At 57.6% G+C, this 22,744-nt stretch carries 18 protein-coding genes; 9 read left to right on the top strand and 9 right to left on the bottom strand.

Features of this window, described 5'->3' with window-relative positions; genetic code table 11:
* Positions 1-437 precede the first annotated feature (437 nt).
* Both FHT97_RS19870 and FHT97_RS19865 read right to left on the bottom strand, forming a co-directional pair.
* A complete protein-coding gene (locus tag FHT97_RS19870; RefSeq protein WP_183864013.1) occupies positions 438-857 on the bottom strand; it encodes a YbhB/YbcL family Raf kinase inhibitor-like protein in 420 nt (139 codons plus the stop codon).
* A gap of 266 nt (positions 858-1,123) precedes the next feature.
* The gene (locus FHT97_RS19865) at positions 1,124-1,495 is read right to left on the bottom strand and encodes a response regulator (RefSeq protein ID WP_183863998.1); all 372 of its coding nucleotides are present in this window, start codon (positions 1,493-1,495) and stop codon (positions 1,124-1,126) included.
* Between the two features lie 675 nt (positions 1,496-2,170).
* Here FHT97_RS19865 and FHT97_RS19860 point away from each other — a divergent pair.
* Together FHT97_RS19860 and FHT97_RS19855 are read left to right on the top strand one after the other, a co-directional pair.
* Positions 2,171-2,848, top strand: a complete 678-nt coding sequence (locus tag FHT97_RS19860) for a Crp/Fnr family transcriptional regulator (protein WP_246712692.1) — start codon at positions 2,171-2,173, stop codon at positions 2,846-2,848.
* A gap of 117 nt (positions 2,849-2,965) precedes the next feature.
* Positions 2,966-3,262, top strand: a complete 297-nt coding sequence (locus FHT97_RS19855) for a PRC-barrel domain-containing protein (protein ID WP_183756131.1) — start codon at positions 2,966-2,968, stop codon at positions 3,260-3,262.
* A gap of 227 nt (positions 3,263-3,489) precedes the next feature.
* Here the strand turns inward: FHT97_RS19855 and FHT97_RS19850 are convergent, their stop codons facing one another.
* The 3 genes from FHT97_RS19850 to FHT97_RS19840 are packed head-to-tail and all read right to left on the bottom strand — an operon-like array spanning position 3,490 to position 8,934.
* Positions 3,490-6,753, bottom strand: coding sequence for an error-prone DNA polymerase (locus FHT97_RS19850; RefSeq protein ID WP_183863996.1), 3,264 nt, complete (start codon positions 6,751-6,753; stop codon positions 3,490-3,492).
* On the bottom strand, positions 6,750-8,261 hold the full coding sequence (locus FHT97_RS19845) for a DNA polymerase Y family protein (RefSeq protein ID WP_183863995.1): 1,512 nt from the start codon (positions 8,259-8,261) through the stop codon (positions 6,750-6,752). The genes FHT97_RS19850 and FHT97_RS19845 overlap by 4 nt, the downstream gene beginning before the upstream one ends.
* Positions 8,182-8,934, bottom strand: coding sequence for an ImuA family protein (locus FHT97_RS19840; protein WP_183756128.1), 753 nt, complete (start codon positions 8,932-8,934; stop codon positions 8,182-8,184). The genes FHT97_RS19845 and FHT97_RS19840 overlap by 80 nt, the downstream gene beginning before the upstream one ends.
* Before the next feature lie 1,069 nt (positions 8,935-10,003).
* Here FHT97_RS19840 and FHT97_RS19835 point away from each other — a divergent pair.
* Together FHT97_RS19835 and FHT97_RS19830 are read left to right on the top strand one after the other, a co-directional pair.
* Positions 10,004-11,392, top strand: a complete 1,389-nt coding sequence (locus FHT97_RS19835; protein WP_183756127.1) for a sensor histidine kinase — start codon at positions 10,004-10,006, stop codon at positions 11,390-11,392.
* A 1-nt stretch (position 11,393) separates the two neighbouring features.
* Positions 11,394-12,020, top strand: coding sequence for a response regulator transcription factor (locus FHT97_RS19830; RefSeq protein WP_183756126.1), 627 nt, complete (start codon positions 11,394-11,396; stop codon positions 12,018-12,020).
* Here FHT97_RS19830 and FHT97_RS19825 read toward each other — a convergent pair.
* On the bottom strand, positions 12,012-12,491 hold the full coding sequence (locus FHT97_RS19825; protein WP_183863994.1) for a hypothetical protein: 480 nt from the start codon (positions 12,489-12,491) through the stop codon (positions 12,012-12,014). The genes FHT97_RS19830 and FHT97_RS19825 overlap by 9 nt on opposite strands.
* A gap of 714 nt (positions 12,492-13,205) precedes the next feature.
* On the opposite strand from FHT97_RS19825, the gene FHT97_RS19820 reads away from it, so the two are divergent.
* The 4 genes from FHT97_RS19820 to FHT97_RS19805 all read left to right on the top strand — a co-directional run bounded on the left by FHT97_RS19820 (position 13,206) and on the right by FHT97_RS19805 (position 18,262).
* Positions 13,206-14,360: an MFS transporter gene (locus FHT97_RS19820; RefSeq protein ID WP_183863993.1), complete on the top strand. Its 1,155-nt coding sequence runs from the start codon at positions 13,206-13,208 to the stop codon at positions 14,358-14,360.
* A gap of 133 nt (positions 14,361-14,493) precedes the next feature.
* The gene (gene glgX, locus FHT97_RS19815) at positions 14,494-16,575 is read left to right on the top strand and encodes a glycogen debranching protein GlgX (protein WP_183863992.1); all 2,082 of its coding nucleotides are present in this window, start codon (positions 14,494-14,496) and stop codon (positions 16,573-16,575) included.
* Positions 16,576-16,737: 162 nt separating this feature from the next.
* Positions 16,738-17,550: a hypothetical protein gene (locus tag FHT97_RS19810; protein ID WP_183864012.1), complete on the top strand. Its 813-nt coding sequence runs from the start codon at positions 16,738-16,740 to the stop codon at positions 17,548-17,550.
* On the top strand, positions 17,540-18,262 hold the full coding sequence (locus FHT97_RS19805) for a metallophosphoesterase (RefSeq protein ID WP_183864011.1): 723 nt from the start codon (positions 17,540-17,542) through the stop codon (positions 18,260-18,262). Before FHT97_RS19810 ends, FHT97_RS19805 begins: the two co-directional genes overlap by 11 nt.
* 49 nt (positions 18,263-18,311) lie before the next feature.
* On the opposite strand, the gene FHT97_RS19800 is transcribed toward FHT97_RS19805, so the two are convergent.
* Both FHT97_RS19800 and FHT97_RS19795 read right to left on the bottom strand, forming a co-directional pair.
* A complete protein-coding gene (locus tag FHT97_RS19800) occupies positions 18,312-19,640 on the bottom strand; it encodes a sorbosone dehydrogenase family protein (protein ID WP_183756121.1) in 1,329 nt (442 codons plus the stop codon).
* Entirely contained in the window at positions 19,637-20,089 is a 453-nt protein-coding gene (locus tag FHT97_RS19795; RefSeq protein WP_183863991.1) for a DUF2231 domain-containing protein, read from the bottom strand. The genes FHT97_RS19800 and FHT97_RS19795 overlap by 4 nt, the downstream gene beginning before the upstream one ends.
* 252 nt (positions 20,090-20,341) lie before the next feature.
* On the opposite strand from FHT97_RS19795, the gene FHT97_RS19790 reads away from it, so the two are divergent.
* Positions 20,342-21,772 (top strand): phospholipase D-like domain-containing protein, encoded by a 1,431-nt coding sequence (locus tag FHT97_RS19790; protein ID WP_246712691.1) that lies wholly within the window; start codon positions 20,342-20,344, stop codon positions 21,770-21,772.
* Here FHT97_RS19790 and FHT97_RS19785 read toward each other — a convergent pair.
* On the bottom strand, positions 21,722-22,693 hold the full coding sequence (locus tag FHT97_RS19785; protein WP_183863989.1) for a lysylphosphatidylglycerol synthase domain-containing protein: 972 nt from the start codon (positions 22,691-22,693) through the stop codon (positions 21,722-21,724). The two genes, FHT97_RS19790 and FHT97_RS19785, sit on opposite strands and share 51 nt — an antisense overlap.
* Positions 22,694-22,744 lie beyond the last annotated feature (51 nt).

Raw genomic sequence — 22,744 nt, 5'->3', positions numbered from 1 at the left:
ATCGAACGCACATGGTGCACCGTCACGAAGAACTTTAGTCGGATGGACAAGACATCACTCCCTTTGGCAAGGCCAACGGCAGCCAGAAAAATTTATGCCAGAACCATCCATTAAGCAACTGATTTCTGTAATTATTTAGCGTTAATTAATCATATGACAATTACCGCAGGTGCGAGAAAAAAGGTGGTTCACCGGACCAAGCAATTGCATTAGCTGACGGAACGGGATGAAAGCAGGGATGCGCGAAAGGCACCGAAGCCGGATGTCCTTTAGCGCATCCCTGGCCGGTTCGAAACGGTTCGGCTGAGATTGCGTGGACCTGGCGGTCTTCTTCCGCGCTTTAACGGCATCGCCTTCCTACCCCTTTCCCTTGCCCGGCCGCCGTCGGGAATTTGCTTGCGATCAAGGGATGGGTGCGATCGCCCGTTCCCTGACGTTCACACCTGCTGGAATGTTCCCATCAAGGACGATTTTGCCAGCATTTGATTTTGCGCCTCCTCCCACATCGCTTCGATAGCTGCTGATGCCGGCACAGTGAGATTCGGCACGTCGAGCGCTGCAACTGTAAAGTGGTAGTGATGGACGCCATGTCCTCGCGGCGGTTCTGGTCCATCGTAACGTCTATTGCCAAAATTGTTGTCTGAAAACCGCAACCCGCTTCCGTTAGCTGTATCGCTGCTTTCCTGCAGGCCGTTGCTTGTTGGCGCAATATTATAGACGCCCCAATGCCGGAAAGTTCCATAAGGAGCATCCGAGTCCTCGATGACAATGGCGAAGCTTTTGACATTGTCCGGCGCTCCGGACCAGGACAATGCCGGCGCTATATTCTCACCCAGCCTGGTATGCTTTTTGGGAATTGGGCCTCCGTTCGCAAAGGCGGAAGCTCAAAAACGGCATCTGGACCTCCAGGTGGGTTCGAGGGTCGCCTCGGCAATATATTCGCCGGCAGCACTGGCATCGGTCGCCCACTGCGATTTGAATGGATGGCCCAGCAACTTTGCGACACGAAAGTTCCAGACGTCTCGCCAGTCATCCTGGATTGTCATAGCGATGCGGCATGAGGCGCGCCAAGCAACACAAGCGGTCTCTAAATCGACTCCTTATCCGTGGGATCTGACAAAATCTAATGGCGCCCGGCTATAACCGCAGCAAGCCTCACCATTATCTCTCCGGGTCCCACTGGTTTCAGAAGACATTGTACCCCTCTGAAGCGATCCGGGATCTCGATCGGGTCGTAGCCGGTAACGAAAAGGAACGGAATGTCTTGCTTCATAGGGCAATCAGCGAGTTGGAAGACGTTTCGATACAGCAGATGAACATCGAGAACAGCGGCATCGATGCTCGCGAGATTGAGTGCGGCCAAGCCGCCATCGAGGTGGGGAAAGGGCCCGACGACATCACTTCCCTGTTCCTCCAGCGCCAGCGTCATATCGACGGCCTGAAGATAGTCGTCTTCCACGACGAGCACGCGCTGTCCTATGAGATCGCTGAACATGGTCGGGTCACTCGGCACAGGGAAACAGTAGCCACGCGTTGCCTTTAGGAGCCAATCGCTCCGGGCCCGCGCTCGGTTTTTGTACGGTATTCGACCAATTCCGGAAGCTGGGAATCGGGACTTCATTCTAAAGGGCCATACCTCAGGCACCTAAGCCTGAACGCGACCCGACACTCCTGCGCGGCGGGCCGCACGGTCAGCAGCATGGACGATCATCGATTGCAGCCGCTGACGCTGCTGGATGGCGAAGGTCGGGCGTCGGTCAGAGCCGCTGGTAGTCCGGGAAATTGAAATCAACAGGCTGGTAAGTTCTCCTGGGTCCGGTGACCATGAGCGAAAAGATCCATCGCTTCGATGCAAAGGATTCTCGACGCGTTTCCGTTATGAGCAGCCGGCAATGGCTTTTCAAGGCTCACTGAAGCATTGCCATTTCACTGTCTCGAATGCGCCTGTTGAACATCACCAACCTTTCCGTCTGGTTTAGCAGGATAAATGGCAGCGACGGTATATTGGAGGTCAATGAAGAACGTGTGTACGTGATCGTACTTGAACCGAACAGTGCGCGACCTATTCTGGCATGTGGGGCGCTACCTGTTGCCTTGTCTCGGTTGGTAACGGGTGATCACGGGCAGGGGAGAGTCTGATATGCCGTCGCAAGGAGACGTTAGCAACCGAATGCTCAAGGCTTTGACAGCCGACGATTTCGATCTTCTCGCGAAGCATTTGGAAGCCGTCGATCTGCCCGCCAACTTCCGGATAGCGGAGCCGCGCAAGACACTCGACTTCTTGTACTTTCCGGAAAGCGGCATCGGATCGGTGATGGCGGTCGGCCCTACAGGACAGATGGCGGAAGCTGGCATGTTCGGCCGGGAAGGATTTGTTCCGACTGCCACGATCATAGGCGACGACATTGTTCCGTACCTGATTGAAATTCATGTGGCCGGAACCGGATACAGGGTGTCGGTCGAGGCGATGCGCCAGACAACCCTAAAAAGTTCGACCCTTCAGGTTCCGATGATCAAATTTATGCACGTTTTTGCCACCCAGGTGGCCTATACCTCGCTGGCGAACGCCAAATTCGATGTGGAACAACGGCTCGCGCGCTGGATCCTGATGTGTCACGATCGGCTTCACTCCGAGGAGATGGCCATTACCCACGAGTATATCGCCCTTATGCTTGGTGTGCGCAGACCAAGCGTGACCACGACCTTGCATGTCCTCGAAGGCAAGCGCCTCATTCGCTCTAGCCGTGGTTCTGTGATCGTGCGGGATCGAAGGGGTCTCGAAGCCCTCGCCGCAGGTTGCTATGGAACGCCGGAGCAGGAATTCGAACGACTTCTCGGTAAGACGTGAGCGCCCTCTGCACGAGACGGCGTGAGGGTCCGCCGAACGCCCTTGTCCACCCACTGTTGCAGGAACAATACCGCCGGATATGGGTTGGATAACTCCAACAAGGCGGAGGCTTCAGAAATGGACCATACCAATCACGTTCGGCTTAGCACTGCGGATCTCGTCCCTGATAATCTTGAAGGGGCGAGCGTATATGGCGCAGATGACGAAAAGGTCGGAAAGGTCGATCACGTTCACGGCGTCGGCGAAGCCAGCACTGTCATTATCGATGTCGGTGGGTTTCTCGGCCTCGGCGCCAAACCAGTGGCAGTGCCTGCAAGCCAGCTTGATTTCATGAGAGATGAAGACGGCGAAGTCCACGCCGTGACCACGTGGACGGAGGATCAGCTAAAGGCGATGCCCGAGCATCGCGACTGAAATACCAAGGCCCGTCGAAAACGTCGGGCCTTTTTAGCGCCTTTTCATCGAGTAATTTATTGAGTTTAAAAGATGTTTTCGTTTTTTGCTGTTGATGCGTCACCTTTAATGGCATGCCGTGGAATTCGAACTGCTCACGCGTGATATCGCTCGACCGTTGCCCTCAGCGCCGATAGGGCTTTGAACAGAGTTCTTGATTTGGTCTCAATCTGGTGGCGAAAGTGACCTTAGTGAAAATTCCGGCTCTTCACCTTCAATGTGTCGATGTGCAGATCAGGAACGAAGATATCTCTGGGCCGGACGGTCGATGGTGATCTTTCGCGCGAATCCGGACTGCCTGGCGAGCCATGGGTGAACTCATCGCCGCGTCCGGTCGGGATCCGGACTGACATATCCAGGTCGGCAAGGCCTGACAGTTCGCCGCTGAGGTCGAAAAGCTGCTGTGCAACGAGGTGAACGACATCCCCTTCCCTCTGCACGCGGCCGTTGATCGCCATCATCGAAGAGCCGAGGACCACGCGGCGGCACTTCTCGAACAGGCTCGGCCAGACCACAATGTTGGCAGGACCGGTTTCATCTTCAATCGTGATGAACATGACGCCCTTCGCGGAGCCTGGCTTCTGCCGCACCAGCACGAGGCCCGCCGTCATAAGCCAGCGGCCATCACCCGCATTCATCGCGTCATTGCAGGTGACGATCCGGCGATCTGTCAAATCCTTCCTCAGGAACGCTATAGGATGTTCGCGAAGCGTCAGGCCGACATGGCCATAGTCTTCCACGACGTTGTGACCCCTGGTCATCTGTCGCAGTTTGACCTCGGGTTCGTGCTGTTCTGCGATCGCTTTCATCTCGCGTTCGGCTGCGGCCGCAAATAGGGGAAGGGGCTCATCTCTCAGGGCTCTGATCGCCCACATTGCATCGCGGCGTTCCAGCGTCAGCGAAGGAAGGAAGGCATCTGCCTTGGCGAGCTGGACAAGGGCTTCCGACGGAACACCCGACCGGCGCCAGACATCGTCGACACTCTCAAATTGCGAATTCATCCGCGCTGCGACGATGCGGGCGGCATCGACGACCGCCAGTCCCATGACCAGTCTCATGCCAAGCCGGACAGCGTGGCGTTCCGTATTGCCAATGCGCTCGAGCGTACAGTCCCATCGCGAGCGATTGATGCAGACCGGGCGTATTTCGACACCGTGATTTCGCGCGTCGCCGACAATCTGAGCCGGCGCATAAAACCCCATCGGCTGTGAATTCAGCAACGCAGCGCAGAAGACGTCCGGGTAATGACATTTCACGAAATTGGACGCATAGGCAATGAGCGCGAAGGATGCCGCGTGGCTTTCAGGAAAGCCGTACGAGCCAAAACCCTCGAGCTGAGAGAATGTCTTCTCCGCAAATTCCGCCGTATAGCCATTGTTGATCATGCCATTGACAAGCTTGTCCTTGAAGCGCGAGACGCCGCCCGTGAACTTGAAGGTCGCCATGCTCTTGCGCAGTTGGTCAGCCTCACCACCGGTAAAACCTGCGCACACCATCGCGACCTTCATGGCACTCTCTTGAAAAAGCGGGACGCCGAGGGTCTTGCCAAGCACGGCTTCGAGCTCGGGGGTCGGATACTCGACCTTTTCCTTGCCCTCGCGCCGACGCAGATATGGATGGACCATGTCGCCCTGGATGGGACCAGGCCGGACGATCGCGACCTGTACGACAAGGTCGTAAAATGTCCGTGGCTTCATCCGCGGGAGCATCGCCATCTGGGCGCGGGACTCAATCTGGAAAGTCCCGAGCGTGTCGGCCCTGCGGATCATCGCATATGTCGCGCTGTCCTCCTGCCGGATATTCGAGAGATCTAGATCGTCGTTCTTATGGGTCCGGATGAAGTCGAACGCCTTGTTCATGCAGGTGAGCATGCCAAGGGCAAGAACGTCGACCTTCATGAACTTCAGTGCCTCGACATCGTCCTTGTCCCATTCGATAATCTGCCGGTCGACCATCGACGCCGGTTCGATGGGAACGAGATCGTCCAGTCGGTCATGGGTAAGAACGAAGCCGCCGGGGTGCTGGCCAAGGTGCCGCGGGGCGCCCATGAGCTGCTGAGCCAGTTTCAATGTCAGCACCAGGCGCCGGTCCGCAGGGTTAAGGTTGAGATCCCTTATGTTGCGATCGCTCACTTCTTCTGACCAGGACCACATGCCCGACGAAAGCGCCTTGATCACGTCCTCTGGCAGGCCGAGGGCCTTTCCGACATCGCGGATGGCACCCTTGGCACGGTATCGGGTTACGGTCGAGCAGAGCGCGGCCTTGTCGCGACCATAAGTCCTGTAAATCCACTGGATGACCTGCTCCCGACGCTCATGCTCAAAGTCCACGTCGATGTCGGGAGGCTCGTCGCGTTCCCTGGAGACGAAGCGCTCGAACAGGAGATCGTTGGTCTCCGGGTCAATGCTGGTGATGCCGAGGATATAGCAGATGGCGGAATTTGCTGCCGATCCCCTGCCCTGACAAAGTATCCCTTGGCTGCGGGCGAACCTGACGATGCTGAAAACCGTCAGGAAATAGGGAGCGTAACGCATCTCCTTGATGAGCTCGAGCTCATGTCTGATGACCCTGAGCACGTTCTGCGGCAAACCTTCAGGATAGCGGTCCGGAATACACGCGCGAACATAATGCTCCAGCGACTGCTGAGCATCCATGCCTGGCATGATGGCTTCCTCGGGGTACTGGTAAGTCAGCTCCTCAAGGGAAAACCTGCATCGCTCGACGATCTCCATCGTTCGCGCGAGTGCTTCGCTGTGGCGCGGAAACAGACGTTCCATCTCTTCAGGCGGCTTTAGATATCGGTCGGCATGGCGTTCCCTCTCGAAGCCGACATCATCGATGGTGGTGTGATTGCGGATGCAGGTCACAACGTCCTGGAGTTGCCGACGGTTGGGTTCGTGGAACAACACATCGTTCGTCACGACAGTGCGAACCCTGAACTTTGCCGCAAGAATGGACAACTCGTGGAGTCGCATCTGATCGTTCGGCCGTCGCCTCAGCGACAGCGACAGGTAGGTGCGGTTTTCGAAAATCTCAGCCAGCTTTCGAAGCTGGATCGCACAAGTTTCATCCGGGAGATCAGGAACGAGAACACAAATGAGGCCCTCGGCGTAACGGGCGACATCATCAAGCGTCAGGATGCAGTTGCCCTTTCCTCCTCGGCCCTTTCCGAGCGTGAGAAGGCGGGTCAGACGAGAGTAGGCCGATCGGTCGGTCGGGTAAACAAGAAGGGAGGGGCCGTCCTGAAGATCAAGCCTGCAGCCCACGACGAGCCGCACACCGCTCGCACGAGATGCCTCCAGGGCCCGCACGACACCCGCAAGACTGTTGCGATCGACCACGCCAAGAGCTTCAATTCCAAGCTCCTTCGCGGTCCAGAACAACTCGTCGGCCGATGATGCGCCCCGGAGGAAGCTGAAGTGGGTGGTGACCTGAAGCTCGGCATATCTCATGCGAAGATCCCATGCAGGAACCATTTATGGCTGCCGGTTTCGGGGTCGATGCCGTCCCCGCTACGGAAAATCCACAGTCGTTCGCCTGCGTCGTTTTCGATGATGAAGTAGTCGCGCACTGCTGTGAACTCGGCATCGCACGTCCACCATTCACCGAAGACCCGCTCCGGTCCATCGGCCCGTCTTACGCGATGTCGCTTGCCGCGCCACGTAATGGTTGCTGGCGGGTGGTCAGGGAGAAGGGCAATGGCGTCTATCCGGTCAGGGCGATCAAGCAATCGGACAGGACGCGGCCAATAATGAACCCAGGTTTCCTCGACTTCGGCTGCCGCAGCCGAAATGCGCCGCACACTCCGTTCGGGAACGTCGGACGCGACCGGAGCTACACGATAAACACGCTGTCCGCGGTTGCCAAAGATATCGATGAGGGGCGTGATGTCCTCGTTTTTCTCCTCCACGAGCGACGACGCGTGCTGCTCTTCGGCCAGCAGCTCGGTGATCACGGCGGCAAGTGTAAGCTTCTCGATACCGAAACCCGGCTCGATTTTTTCCGTGCGATCCCTGAAGAGCTTCGTCAACCATGCGATATCACGCGCGGGTTTCGCCGTGCCGGCGCGGATTGCTTGCCTACTGCCATCGACCTTCTCGACGATCAAGTCTGTCCTGCGAACGCCGAGCCCCTTGCGCTGCAGTTCGGCAACGAGCTGAACGATCAGGCGACCCACATATTTGTTGATTGTTTCGGCCGCGCCGATAGGTTCGGCGAAAGCGCGCGAGACTTCGATCCACTCCGGCGCACGGATCGGCTCAATAGGTTCCGACAGCCGGCCGAACATTTGATCAATGCGCCGGCCGATTTCAGGTCCGAACCGAAGCGCCAGCGGGGCACGGGGCGTTGCAGAAAGCTCTCCGATGGTCCTGAAACCCAGCATGCGAAGGTCTGACACGATCGGCTCCGGCAATCTCAGAAGAGAGATTGGAAGCCGCTCGGTTGCTCCGGCGGCTTCGCCGCGAGGGACAACAACTGTCTGCGTTCTCGCCGCACGCGCGCAGGCATGCGCCGCGCCCCAGGTGTCTGCCACGGCAATGCGTGCGGTCAGACCCCTGGCATGGAACTGATTGCCAAGACGCGTCAACATCGGCGCTTCTCCTCCCTGAAGATGGTCGGCGCCTTCCGTGTCAAGGACAATGCCATCTGGCGCATCGACCGCGACGATCGGCGAGTACACCGTCAGCGCCCATAAGGTTATCCGCCTGAGAGCCTCGGCATCGGCGGCGGCGTCTGCGTCAATCATCGCCAGTCCGGCAAAGAGCGCCTGTGCCTTGGCAGCCTGCATGCCGATGCGGACCCCCGCTTTCTGCGCCGCGGCGTCAGCAGCCGAGACCCATCGCTTCGGGCCTCTTCGTTCAATCACCGCAATCGGTTGATCAGCCGGAATGCCGGAATCGGCGCGACGAATCCGATCGGTTGCCAGATAGGGAAGATATATTGATACGACCCTTGTCATCGCAGGCTCCAATTTCAAACTCAGCACATTCGCCCGCCCGCGATCGCATCAATTCAAGCAACCACCTTGGACGTCCGACGCCCGGAACGGGCAATTCTGCGCTCGGCAGCACACTGACCCGCCAGCGTGTGACCGAGGCCGTCGGCTGGCCGAAGTCGTTCGCTTCGGTCTGACGGCGCCACCGCCGGACAACAATCCCCATCGTGCCGGTCCTTTCGGCTGCCAGCTGCAGACGTCGCGAAGCGACCATCGGTAGCCGAACAAGTTCTCCGATCACCGCACCGAGGCCACCATACCCAAGCGCCTCCTCCATGGATGAAAGGACATCCTCCTCCCGATCGCCTTCAACGAAGATGACCCGATCGGGATGAAGACCCGCCTGAGCCAGCGCCGGAAAGAAGAGGTCCGGACGTGTCAGACACCAGACAATCTTTCCTCGCGTACGCGCGGCGATTCCCGCGGCAAACAAGGCTGCCGCTGCTCCGTCGACCGTCCCGCATCCGCCGCCTGCAAATTCGTGTAGCGCGCCATAGGCGAGACCACCGCCAGGCAGGATCCGATCGATTTCGGGCACGCCGAACGACAGGCTGCCCGCCCGCCTGGACGCTCCCCCCTCCAAGGAGGAGATGCGCTCGCGCAAATCCGAGAGAATGTCCTGGCGAGCAGCCGACATCGTTGGCGAATCCTTCCGAAATCGCATTAAGAGGGACGACATTCATGTCGTTCATAACGGTGATGTTCTTCTTCTGTTCCTTTCCGCCGACGTCGTCAAGATGCTCAAAACAGGAAATTATTCCTCATTTTGGGGTGTGATGAGGATTCGTCAGATGAATCAAGTTCCTAGATAAGAGGATGCCGCCTTTGCGCCACGGAAGGTTTTGCGCCACTGAAGGAATTTTTGCATCAGCGCCCGTGCCTGTGGAATTCTCTTTGACGAGCTATGGCTGCCTGCGGAGGGTGTAACAAGCTTAGGCAAATCTGGAGACCGCGCGAGGAACCTTTTCCTGTTGCTACCCATTCCCTCCCCGAGCGCGGGCCGTGTCAACCGGACGCGACAGGGATGGCGAACGCAGCGGTTTTTCCGGTTTCTCGCTGCGGCCAACGAAATGGCAGTCGAGCGTCCAACCTGTCCGGCATCCGCCTCGCCTAACGGAGAAGAGAAAGCAAACGCGCAAGGAGCGGCATCGGGACGAAAATGCCCGTTGAGCGGATCCCATCATGATGAAGGACAGAACAACGCCTCTCCACACCCGGACGGTCGATATATCGTGATCCGTGGCCGCCAAACAGGACCACTCAGATCGTTGTGCTGGTCCGAAGAACGGCGTCCGCGATTGTTGCTCCGAGGCACCACCGCCGAACGATAACGGAGGTAAGACAGTCCGCGCAAACTTCCTTTCTGGATGCGCTCCTGAGGCTTTCATCAGACTTAAGTCCTAGCCCGGGAACCTAAGTCACGCTCCGTCGTTTGAGAGCAATTCGGCTAACAGGAGCCGGATTGGGGAAAGACGTCTTGCAGGATAAACAGCAAATTCGAATGGCCTGCGCGCGCCGAAAGGCACCTTTTTCGGCATGGATTGTACTCTCGGCCGGGCTGCTCTATGTGTGTCGTTAGACAATGCCCGGTGATGCAGGAAAGCTTGCGGGAGGCGTTGCAGGCGCCCGTTTCATCGATAGTACGCAGTAATATCCATGCCCTATCTATCCCATGTCCATCAGCTACCCTCCCCGTCAGGTCATCGATGAACTGGCTCGGCCGCTGGAAGAACCAAACGCTCGCTTCGCAGTTTTTTCTCGCTGGGGGCATCGTCTCCGCCATTGCCATGTTCCTGGTTGGGCTGCTGGTGACCCACTTCATCCAGGGGGCCGTCATCCATAATGCAGGTGCGACCACCGCACTTTATGTGGATAGTGTGGTCGCCCCCCTGTTGCCGGACATGCAGAAGGAAGGCCTTCTCGACGACGCCACGGCTCGCGCCCTGGATGAGACCCTTGGCCAGGGGGCGTTGGGCCGCAGACTCGTTTCCTTCAAGTTGTGGCGCCGGGATGGCACCATCCTCTATTCAAACGAAAAAGGGCTGGTCGGAAGGACGTTTCCGGTCACTGACAAGTTACGCGAGGCCTTCTCCGGCACTCTCGTTGCCCGATATGAAATTCCAACCGATCCAGAAAGCGCGCAAGAGCGGGTCTACGGCAGGCCGCTCATGGAAATCTACAATCCCGTCCTTCAACCCTGGTCGGGAGAGGCCGTTGCGGTACTGGAATTCTATGAGAGTGCAGAAGGGCTGGAGGAGAGCCTGACGCAGGCGCGATTGGGAAGCTGGCTTGCGGTCGCCGGCGTAATAGCCGTGTTCTTCCTCGCCCTTTCGGCATTGGTTTTTCGTGGTAGCCGCATTATCGAAGCACAACGGGTGGCACTCGGAGCACGCGTAGACGAGCTTTCCGTATTGCTCGGCGAAAACCGCGGTCTGCAGCGACGGCTGCAGAAATCATACCAGCGTGCCGCAGCCTTGAACGAAACCTACCTGCGAAGCATCGGCGCGGACCTTCACGACGGCCCCGCCCAGCACATTGCTTACGCATCGCTGAGGCTGGACAGCGAACTCCTCGTCAATCCGGCAACCGCGCCTGCCGCTCGGGATGAAGAGCTGTCATGGATCCGCTCTAGCCTTGCAGAGGCGATCTCGGAAATCCGCAGCATCTGCCGAGGGCTTGTCTTGCCGGAGATCGAAAACGCCTCGATCCGGGAAATCGTCAACCGTGTTGTCGAGGCTCATCAAAGCAAGACCGAGACAGTCGTCGAACTGACCATCGACGACGACGACCCGGATCTCGCGCCCGCTGTAAAGATCTGCATCTATCGCTTCATCCAGGAAGCGCTCAACAACGCCTATCGGCATGGTGGCGGCGTTCAGCAGGCAGTCAAGGCAATATCGCACAATGGATATGTGCGCATCGAAGTCAGCGACAGAGGCGAGGGCTTCGATCCGAAGGAAATCAGGCCATCGAGCCTGGGACTGGTCGGTCTTAGGGAACGTATCGACAGCCTCGGAGGTGTTTTCGAGGTGCAGTCGGGCCCTGATGGCACGACTTTGACCATGAGCTTTGAACCGATGGAGGCGGAAGACTAGAATGGCATCAACTCGTATCGGCGTTGTCGACGATCATCCGCTCTTTCGTGAGGGTGTCGTGCGAAGCCTGTCTGAAAACAAGGACTTTGTCGTCGTTGGCGAGGGCGCAAGTGGCGCGGACGCCTGTCGGATCGCCCGCGAATTGAACCCCGACATCCTGCTTCTTGACGTTTCCATGCCAGGAAACGGACTTTCTACCATCTCAGACGTTCTCGATACCAGTCCGTCGACCAAAGTGATCATGCTGACGGCATCTGAAGAGGTCGAAAGCCTGGTTACGGCCCTGCGTCTCGGAGCGCTCGGCTATGTCCTGAAGGGCGTGGGTGCGAGGGGATTGATCGACGCCATCACTTCTGTTCTTCGCGGGTCACGAGCCGTGAGTCCGGCGATGACGGCAAAGATCATGGAGAAGTCCCTGCAGCGTCATCGCTCGGCCGAAACCGTGCTGACCCCACGCGAAGTCGAGATTGTCGATCTCGTCTCAATGGGTCTGTCCAACAAGCGGATTGGTCTGAAGCTCGACCTGCAGGAAAAGACAGTAAAGCATCACATGACCCAGATCCTGACCAAGCTTGGGGTCTCGAACAGGACTGAAGCCGCTATGCGGTGGCGAGACAGACTAGCGTAGAATGCCGATAAGCCGCCGCGCATCGTCGGCGGTTGCACCCCGACTGATGATTGTCCGTCCCTTCGAATCTCGCATGATGTAGCGACCCTTGCGAAGGGTTTCCGTGATCCCGTTGGCGTGGCGGACATTGATCGAGCCATCGCTGCCCTCACTCGATTGCGTCACCGTCGATCCGCTGGACGTAGAACTCAAGCTACCGTTCCCTGTGCTGGCACTGCCACCACCGTTGCCCTTGTTGCTGTTGTTGCCGCCGCCGGACTTCCCGTTCCCGTTTCCTCCGCCGTTGCCATTCCCGCCACCGTTTCCGTTTCCGCCGCCGTTGCCGTTCCCATTTCCGCCGCCGTTTCCGTTACCGCCGCCGTTGCCATTGCCGTTTCCGTTGTCTTTCGCTGATGCAGAGAACGGAAGAGCGACCGCAATTCCAGCGGTGCCTGCAAAAAGCTTCAGCAAAGAGCGTTTGGAAAGAATCATGGCATGCCTCATTTCGGTATCAGCTACGCAAGTCAATACGCGTTAGATCATTGTATTGTTTCCAAACTAGGAGGGCATCAGACCTATGGGAGTGGCGGCGCAAGACTTTGGTCCCATATTGCCGACTTTTCATAAAACGTGGGTCCGAATTTACACGCGACGTTCAGGAACACCTAGGGTGAGTATGATACGGCGACGCCGTCTTCTTCCTTAACTGCACATTGTCGTCACCGGTCTGCCTCATTCCAGCATCGTCAGCTGAACTGCGAGAAGGAGCTTTGCTTGGACGAAAAGGAACAGCGGCGGCGCATGCGCTCCGATCATATATGGGAGGATGCGGGCCCCAAAGGCCGACATCGTGATCACTGGGCACGGGCGGAATAAAACCACGGGGCGACGGAAGAGGCAGCCGAAGGAACCAAGGCAATCGGAACGCCAAAAGACAGTTTAACGATGAAAGGACCACCAAGGATTCGGCCGTGGACATCCGACCTGCGCTGATGATCAGTGCAGACTGATCGCGCACTGCTCGAGGCCAGACCGGCAACACCCTAGCACCTCAGGGATGGCCAGACGCGGTCACGAGCCATAGGATGCTCCGATCGCACGCAATGAGAGATTGATCGGCCAATAACCGATCCGAACATCTATCTTCGATTGCAGACCCTGGTCGCATTCGGGTAGAAATTCGCTAGGGATTCTCCGGAGCGAGCCATGCACATTCAGCCGCAACAGCGGATTTATATCTGCTTTTTCCTGTTTGCGGTGTCGATGGGAGCGACATTGTCGCGCCTGCCCGATCTTCAGGATGCCCTGCGGATCGACAAGTCGGAATTGGGCCTGACACTGATAGGCGCCGCAATCGGCGCTCTGCTGTCACTGACATTCTCCTCCCCGCTCGTTGCCCGCCTTGGTGCACGCACGACGGCATTCGCAACAGTTCTTGGAACCTCCGCTCTGCTTGCGCTCGTGCCATGGATGACCGCTGCCCCGCTCGTATTCGGTCTCCTCTTCCTGGAGGGACTGTTGGCCGGTGCACTCGAGATAAATTTAAACGTCGAAATTGATCGCATAGAGGCCCAGCTGGGCCGCGGGGTCATGAACAGGGCCCATGGGTTTTGGAGCCTTGGCTTCTTCGTCACCGCGCTCGTATCGGCTGCCCTCCGTCAGGCGGGAATGTCAATGCAACTCCATCTCGCGCTGACATTCACCTTCGTCCTTGTCGCTGGTGGGGTCGTCATTGGTGGAATGCGCAATGCCCCGGCCAAACCGAACATCGAACATGTCGATGCCGGGCATATCGCTCTTCCGACGGCAGGCCTGTTGCCCCTCTGCCTGATCGGAATTGCTGCCTTTCTTGTCGAGGGAGCAGGCATCGACTGGTCGGCCATCTATATGCGCGACGTATTCCAGTCGGAACCATTCGTCGGGGGGCTTGGCCTTACCCTCTTCACCTTCTTCATGGCCCTGGCAAGGTTATTTGCAGACCCGTTTGTCGATCGCTTTGGCTCACGTTCCGTGGCCGTCGTCCTTCTCATTACATCTGCCGCGGGTCTTTGCGCGGTTTCACTGTCGCCCCACCAGAGTATCGCACTGGTCGGATTTGCGTTGATGGGTGCCGGATGCAGTGCCGTCTATCCTCTTGCTGTCTCGGCAGCCGCTCAACGAGTCGACAGGGCAGCCCATGTCAACGTCGCAGCCCTGGGTCAGATGTCGTTCGTCGTGTTTTTCCTGGCCCCGCCTCTCCTCGGCTTCGTCGCCGAACAGGCTGGCATTCGCACCGCATTTTTCATTTGCCTTCCGGTCATCCTGACTGCGCTTTTGTGTGTCCGCTCTCTCTCCTATCAACGGAAAGTCGTGATCGCTTAGAGCGCAAGCCGTCCGGGCATTACGGGGGGTCATGAACCAAGCCTAACCTGATCGATTGCTCATGTCGGGGCACCGGTGGAACAAACGGACGGAAATTGTGTTCCTGTCCCGCTGACCACATTCGGGGACTTTTATGCCGCAAAAATCTGGGTTCGACGTCGAGGCAGGTGACCATTTGGCTCTCGGCGCGACACCTGACGCTGATGGTGTCAACTTTGCTCTCTTCTCGGCGCATGCCGAACGGGTCGAGCTTTGTCTTTTTGATGCAGAGGGCGGCAACGAACACCGTATCGAGCTTCCGGAATACACCAACGAGATCTGGCACGGTCGCATCCCTGGCCTGAAACCGGGAGCGCTTTATGGCTACAGGGTATACGGGCCTTACGATCCGGAGAACGGCCATCGCTTCAATCCCAACAAGCTTCTCATTGATCCATACGCGCGGGAGCTCGTCGGAGACATCCATTGGGGTCAATCTTGCTTCGGCTACGATCTCGAAAGCGAGGAAAAGGACCTTTCCTTCAATGGAGCCGATAGCGCGCCCGACATGCCCAAATGCCGTGTGATCGACCCGAACGACTTCACTTCAATCGACGATCTCAAACCCGGCATACCCTGGTCACGTACGATCTTTTACGAGGCACACGTGAAGGGGATGACGCAATTGCATCCTGCCGTCCCCGAAAAGCTGCGGGGCACGTTTGAGGGCTTGGCGAACCGGGACGTCGTCGAGTACGTGAAAAGCTTGGGAATCACCTCCATTGAGCTTCTCCCCGTCCATTATTTTCCCGATGATGCCCACCTACTCGACAAGGGGCTGAGGAATTACTGGGGGTATAACACGATCGGCTTCTTCGCTCCGGCTTCGCGCTACTACGGGCCCCATGGCCTTTTAGGATTCCGAAATATGGTCCGCGCTTTCCATGATGCGGGGATAGAAGTCATCCTTGATGTCGTCTACAACCATACTGCGGAGGGAAACGAGCTCGGACCAACCCTTTCGTTCAAGGGTATCGACAACTTCTCCTACTACCGGACGATGCCCGACGAAGCACGCTACTACATCAATGACACCGGCACCGGCAATACCGTCAACACCTCGCATCCCCGTGTCCTGCAAATGATCACGGACTCCTTGCGCTACTGGGCGCAGGTCATGAATGTCGACGGATTCCGCTTCGACCTCGGCACCATCCTCGGGCGGGAACCAGAGGGTTTCGACCAGCGAGGAGGCTTCTTCGATGCGGTTGGGCAGGATCCGGTCCTTTCCCGTCTCAAGCTGATTGGCGAGCCTTGGGACATTGGACCGGGCGGTTATCAGGTCGGTGGTTTTCCCCCCGGCTGGTCCGAGTGGAATGACAAATACCGCGATACAATGCGCGACTACTGGAAGGATGAAGACGGAACCGCGCGCGACTTTGCCGCACGCGTGCTCGGATCAGGTGACATTTACGACTTCCGCGGGCGCAGACCTTGGGCAAGTGTTAACTTCGTGACGGCACATGACGGGTTCACGCTGAACGATCTGGTCTCCTATAACGAAAAACATAATGAAGCGAATGGTGAAGCCAATCGTGATGGCCACGACCACAACCGAAGCTTCAATTACGGCGCCGAAGGCCCCACCGACGATGATGGGATCAATTCTGTCCGCGATCGCCAGAAGAGAAATTTCCTCGCCACCCTCCTCCTGTCCCACGGCGTTCCCATGCTTTTGGCTGGCGACGAATTCGGCCGCAGCCAGATGGGCAACAACAATGGCTACTGCCAGGACAGCGATATAAGCTGGCTGCATTGGCAAGGGCTGCCGGACAGCGCACAGGCTCTGCGCGTCTTTACAGCTCGGCTGATTGCGCTCCGCCAGGAACAACCACTACTGCGGCGTGAAAGCTGGCGCAACGACCTTACGATCAGCTGGCTCAACCCTGTCGGCGGTGAACAGACCGAGGACCATTGGGACGATGAGGGAAGCACGACACTTGGGCTGCGCCTGACCACCAAGCATCTCGATGGCAATGAAAATGCCTGGAAGGAGGCGCTGGTGCTGTTCAACCCTCACGACGGTCAGGTGCCGTTCAATCTTCCATCACTGGAAGACGGCCAATGGATTTTGGAGCTTACGACCGCCGACCCTGACGTCGAGAGGGTCGATCTCAACGACACCGATCACTATGACCTGGAACCCAGAAGCCTCGTCATCTTGAGGCGAGCTTGAGCGGTAGACGGAAGCTCCGTGCTTGTGTTTCGCGCCGTACCCCTGTTGTCGAAAACCGCAAGCGCCCGCCCGGCCGGTTAAGAATCCATTCCGGAACATCAGTCGCTTTCGCGGGTTGATGGAAGCGACCGCTTCAGAGGAATTTGGATGAGCGTACCCCCGATGACATCCGAGACTTCAGACAGTCCGATGATGAAGGCACGGGCCATCCCGCAGCTGATCGATCCTGACGCCGAGCCATTCGTCGCCAAGGCGATCGAGGAACTTGCTTCCTCCGAAATACCGTTTCTGGTCGCAGGGACTTACGCCGTCAGTGCCTATACGGGCATCTCCCGTCTCACCAAGGATCTGGACATATTCTGCAAGGCCGGAGACTGCGGGCGCATCCTTGGCTACTTCAGGGAGCGTGATTACGAGATCGCGGTCGAGGACGAGCGCTGGATCGGGAAAGTGCTGAAAGGAAAGCACTTTTTTGATGTCATCTTCGCCTCATCCAATGGCACGATGCCGGTCGGCGACGCGTGGTTCGGTGACGCCCGGATGATTGAATTATGCGGGTTTCCCGTCCGCATCGTCAGTCCGACTGAACTGATCTGGTCGAAATGCTTCATTCAACTGAGACACCGCTATGATGGCGCTGACATCGCCCACGTCATCTTGCGGGCCAGCGACGAAATCGATTGGGCAAGACTGCTCGGATACCTCGAGGTGCAGTGGGAAGTGCTTCTGATCCATCTCCTGAACTTTCGATGGATTTATCCTACCGAGCGAGACAGGGTTCCCCAGTGGCTCCTGGATGAACTGATTGATCGCCTGAAGACCCAATGCGACATGCCCCTGCCGCAAATGCGCATCTGCCGCGGGCGGATGTACTCCCGTGTCGACTACGAAATCGACGTGAAGGAGTGGGGCTTTGCGGATGTCGGTGGCGAAGGCGAGATGCGAGGCAATTGGGAGATCGATGATGACCAGTAGTGCCGGCAAGCTCAAGGTGGCGGCAGTCGCCGACCTGCATGTGAAGGAGGATGGAAAAACCTCCTACAAGGACATGTTCACAGAAATATCAGGCGTCGCGGACGTTTTGGTCATAGCCGGCGATTTGACAGATCTCGGCAAACCAAAGGAGGCCGAGTTGCTGGCGGCGGATCTCAGAAGCTGCACGATCCCGGTTGTCGCGGTTCTCGGCAACCATGATTATGAAAGCGGGATGGTTGAGGAAGTATCCACGGTACTGACCGATGCGGGAGTGGTACTCCTTGATGGAAACCCGACCGAGATAGACGGTGCGGCGTTCGTCGGTGTCAAGGGTTTTGCCGGTGGCTTTGGCCGCCATATGCTTGGGTCTTTTGGAGAACGCGCCATCAAGGCCATGGTCGCCGAAAGCATCGACGAATCCATGCGGCTGGAAAACGCAATGCGCAGGATCAGTTCGGACCGGGCAATGGTGGTGCTTCATTATGCTCCGATTGCGGAGACCGTCGAAGGTGAGCCCCCGGAAATCTATCCGTTTCTCGGATCCTCGAGACTTGCGGAAACCATCGATCGTTTCAATGTAGCCGCAGTCGTTCACGGTCATGCACACCACGGTACCTATGAGGGCAAAACCCCGCGGGGGGCTCCGGTCTATAATGTCGCCGCCCACGTTGAAAAACCGAACGGGAAGCCGTACGCCATCCTCGATCTGTAACCTCTACGTGACGAAACGACAGCGGGTTTTCGAAGCAAAACTCAAACTATCAGCCAGACGTGACGCGCCAGACAGTATTGCCCGCATCATCAGCGATCAGCAGTGCACCGCCCTTGTCCAGTGCCAGACCGACCGGTCTGCCTCTGGCTTCATTCCTGTCGCTCAGGAAGCCGGTGACGATGTCGACCGGTTTTCCGTTCGGCTTACCTGCTTCGAACGGCACGAAGACGACCTTATATCCGTTGAAGGAATGCCTGTTCCAACTGCCATGCTCGCCGATAAAGGCGCCACCAGAATAGGCGGCTGTAAGGCTCTGTCCCTGGTTGAACACCAGACCGAGCGGGGCAACGTGAGAGCCGAGGGCATAATCCGGTGCGATCGCCTTTTCGACAAGGTCGGGCCTTTGCGGCATTACGCGTGGATCAACGTTCTTTCCGTAATAACTGTATGGCCACCCATAGAAGCCGCCTTCCTTCACCGAGGTCATATAGTCGGGAACGAGGTTGGGGCCGAGTTCGTCACGTTCATTGACCACCGTCCAGAGTGCCTTTGTCGTCGGTTCGAATGTGAGGCCGTTTGGATTGCGAAGCCCATCGGCGAATACCCGTGCCCGTCCCGATGCGCGATCAACCTCCCAGATGGCGGCCCGCCCCTTTTCGGCCTCGATGCCGTTTTCGGTAATGTTGCTGTTAGAACCGACGCCAACATAGAGGCGCAAACCGTCCTCGCTCGCCACAAGGCTCTTCGTCCAGTGATGATCAATCGGCCCACCCGGCAGTTCGGTAAGGCGGGTGCCCGGATCGGAGATCTTCGTATCACCGTCCTTGTAGGGATATCGCATGATCGCGTCCGTGTTCGCAACGTACAGCTCTTTCCCGACGAGCGCGACACCGAACGGTGAATTCAAATGTTCGAGGAACGTCTGCTTGATATCGGCCTTGCCGTCACCGTCCGTGTCACGCAGAAGCGTGATTCGATTGGCGGGCTTGCCACCCCCGCTATTGGTGGCGAAGGCTTCAACGAAGCCCATGATGATATCCTTGGGCCGCTTGGCTGGTGCCTCGGCAGGAGCCTCTGACTCGACCACGAGGATGTCGCCATTCGGCAGCGTGTAGAGTGATCTTGGATGCTGTAGTCCTTGCGCGAGAGCCTGGATCTTCAGCCCAGACGCGACCGACGGCGTTTCGTTGCTTTTCCAGCCGACGACCTTGGCAAGATGCATCGGAGGAAAGAGATACTGCGACTGCTCGGGAAGATCGGGCGTCGGGCCTATGCCGCCGGATGGATCCGGATCGTTGTCACTGCATGCAGCCAAAATCGTCGAAGCCAGCAGTATCGAACAGGCTCGGACCTTCAGATTGGGCGAAAGGTTGTTCATCCCATTACCTCCTCTGCCGGATGGCGCTGAATGCCCGCGCCAAGCAACGCGGCAATGACGATTGCCACGAAGGTTGCGATCGAGGTTGCCAGGCCCGTCGGCACGACAGACGTCCAGGCATCCCTGCTGTGAATGAGTGTGTTTAGAAAACCGAGGAGAAACGCTGCCAGAAGACATCCGAAGTACATGACAAGGCGCAATGGAGCCGTCGTCAGAACCCCACGGCTCCAGTCCGCAACAACCCCTACCGCTCCGACGACGCCCAACACCAAGCCTGCCATCAGAAGCCAGGCCGAAAAATCGGCCCAGGTCATTTCAGCGGTCTTCCAATAGGCGATGTCGGTCAGCAGGGCACCGATAAAACAGGTTGCCGAGAAATGGAGGGGAATAGAGCGGAAGGCGGTCCTGGGGGCCACTAGTCGAAGGGGAAGCAGGGCGTGAGATGACATGGCATTGATCCGGCTGAAGTTTCGGCCCAAACGATGTGACGGCCGGAATGTTCCAGCGGCAAAATGTTGCACACCTCTGTGGCGTGCAGCTCGATAGGAGGCTGGAACCCACACGCAGGCTTGCGCGTTACGCGAGACTTCCATGGCAACAGAAAACAGGACCAAATGCTGGAGTTTCATACCACGGGCGCGCCAAAAGCTGTCAATCCAATCAAGGTTGTTGGCTCAGCTTTGCGACGAGCGAAACCGGTCTTGCCTGGCCAACCGGTCATCCGCCCGGGATGGAACGCCTGGCGCAGCGAATGTGCGGATAAAGCAGCCTTCCTCGTCGATGGCGCAGCCTATTTTTCCGCCCTCGATCATGCTCTGAGACAGGCACGCCGCGAGATCTGGATCGTCGGCTGGGACTTCAACCCCGACATCCGGCTGAAGCCAAAGACGAGCACCCAAACACTTGGCGAACTGCTTCTGTCCATCGTCGATAGCCATCCGCAGCTACAGGTCCGGATTTTGGTCTGGGGCATGGGCCCGATCTACTCAGGCAAGTCGCTCCAGCTCTTCCATCGCAACCCCGTCTCCCATCCGCAGATTTCCTTGCGTTTTGATTTCCGGCACCCGCTTCGCGCATGCCACCATCAAAAGCTTGTATCGATTGACGGAAACCTGGCCTTCCTCGGCGGGATCGACCTTACCGCCAGACGATGGGACGAGCCTGATCATCGCGTGTCAAATCCGCTGCGTCGTTCTCCCGACGGCACGCCTTACGAGCCGGTTCACGACATCCAGTCAGTCATCTCAGGCAAGGCGGCAGAGTTGGTCGGCGATGTCGCGCGCCGGCGCTGGAAGAAAGCAACGGGCGAAAAGATCGAGCCCTTAACGCGGCCATCGGATATCTGGCCAGCCGTTGTTGCCGAGATGGAGAACATTCCTGCCGCCATTGCTTTGACCGAACCTGGTCTCATCGGGAAGAGGGGGCGCTATGAGGCAAGACGGCTGACGCGGGATGCCATCGCTTCCGCACAGCGTCTTATCTATGTCGAAACGCAGTACCTCGCATCATCCAGTGTCGCTCGGGCCCTTGCGAAGCGATTGAAGGATCCAGATGGCCCGGAGATCGCGGTTGTCGTTACGAAAAGCTCGCACGGCTTCATCGAAAAGCTCGCAATGGGGAACAACCGTGACAGGTTGATCCGCCGACTGAAGCGCGTCGATCGTCATGGTCGACTGAAAGTCATGTATGCCGTTGTTCCGGACGAGCAAGATAAAGATCAAGAACTCACTGTTCATTCGAAGCTGATCATTGTGGATGACCGCTTCATGCGCATTGGCTCGTCCAATCTCAACAACCGATCAGAGGGCCTGGACACCGAGTGCGATCTTGCCCTCGAGGCAAATTCAAAGAAGCATCAAGACGCGATCTCATTCCTGCGGCATCGCCTGATGGCAGAGCATCTGGACGCAAGTCCTGCAGACGTCACCGAGTTGGAACGATCTTGCAGATCAATGCTGACAACAATCGATGAGCTGAATATCGGACGGCGAAAACTGAGAGAATTTCCGGTCGATATCCAGGGAAAAACGGAGTTGTTACCTGGTACATCGTTTGTCGATCCACGCAAACCCTATTGGCCGCTACAACGATTGCGCCTGCGCCTCGGTCGTATCCTGAGCGGGCTTGGTTGAGGATGTGGCCTTTCGCTTGCGGAAGGTCAGCTCGCTGATCCCGAAGACAGCCAGGCCGATCATGAGGGGAAGAAGAAAATATACGACGCGAAAAGCGACGAGCGCCCCAATCGAGGCAGAGCCTGGCAAGACATGGTTGACAGTCGCCTCCAGCACGCCAAGACCGCCTGGAACATGTGTGACAAGGATTGCCACATTAGCCAGGACGAAGGCCGTAGCCGTCTGGACAAAATTGACATCGCCGTTCGCTGCCAGAAGCTGGTGCAGGCAGGCCGCCACGAAAATGAAATTCAGGGTACCGATAATGACCTGCCCTACTGCCAATTTAGTGTTAGGCATTTCGAAGCTCCATCTCCAGAGCTTCAGTTCCGATCGCACTGTCCCGGCCAAAATGACGTAAGCCACGGGAACAAGGAGGCAAAGGATTCCCATCCAAAGCAGCCCAGCCGAGCCGATGCGGAGCAGATTGCTCGCATCGCCGGGATTGACGAGCAGGGCAATGCCAGCCAGCGTTGACAAGCCGATGCCAACAGTGACGCCGCAAAACAGTATGACCTTGGCCACTTGCTGAGCATCGAGACCCCACCGCGAGTAGAATCGGTATCGTACGGCTCCGCTGCTAAGGGCTGCAACGCCGAGATTGTGCCCGATCGAAAGTCCGGTGAAGGATGCAACGGCAGCCCGCCGATAGCTCAACGGCCTGCCTGCGTAGCGGAGTGCCATCCAATCAAAGCCGGTCAGGCACAAATACGAAAGCGCTGAGCACCCGAGGCTCGCCATGAGTCGCGTTTTGGGAATTGCAATAATAGACGCCATGATTTCGTCGAGCGAGTACCGCTTGAAGACCTTGTAAAGAAGGTAAGCTGCAAGAAGAAGGCCCAACACAAGAGTCAGATTGATGAAAATGCGCTTGGCTGTCATGAAGATCCCGATTGCGTTGAGCTTTCAATGGGAACGAAATAAACCAACGCG

The sequence above is a fragment of the Rhizobium sp. BK399 genome (assembly GCF_014194695.1).
In the GTDB taxonomy this organism is placed as follows: Bacteria; Pseudomonadota; Alphaproteobacteria; order Rhizobiales; family Rhizobiaceae; genus Rhizobium.
Note: the sequence above shows the minus strand (reverse complement) of the source record. Positions and strands in the feature narration are given on the sequence as shown.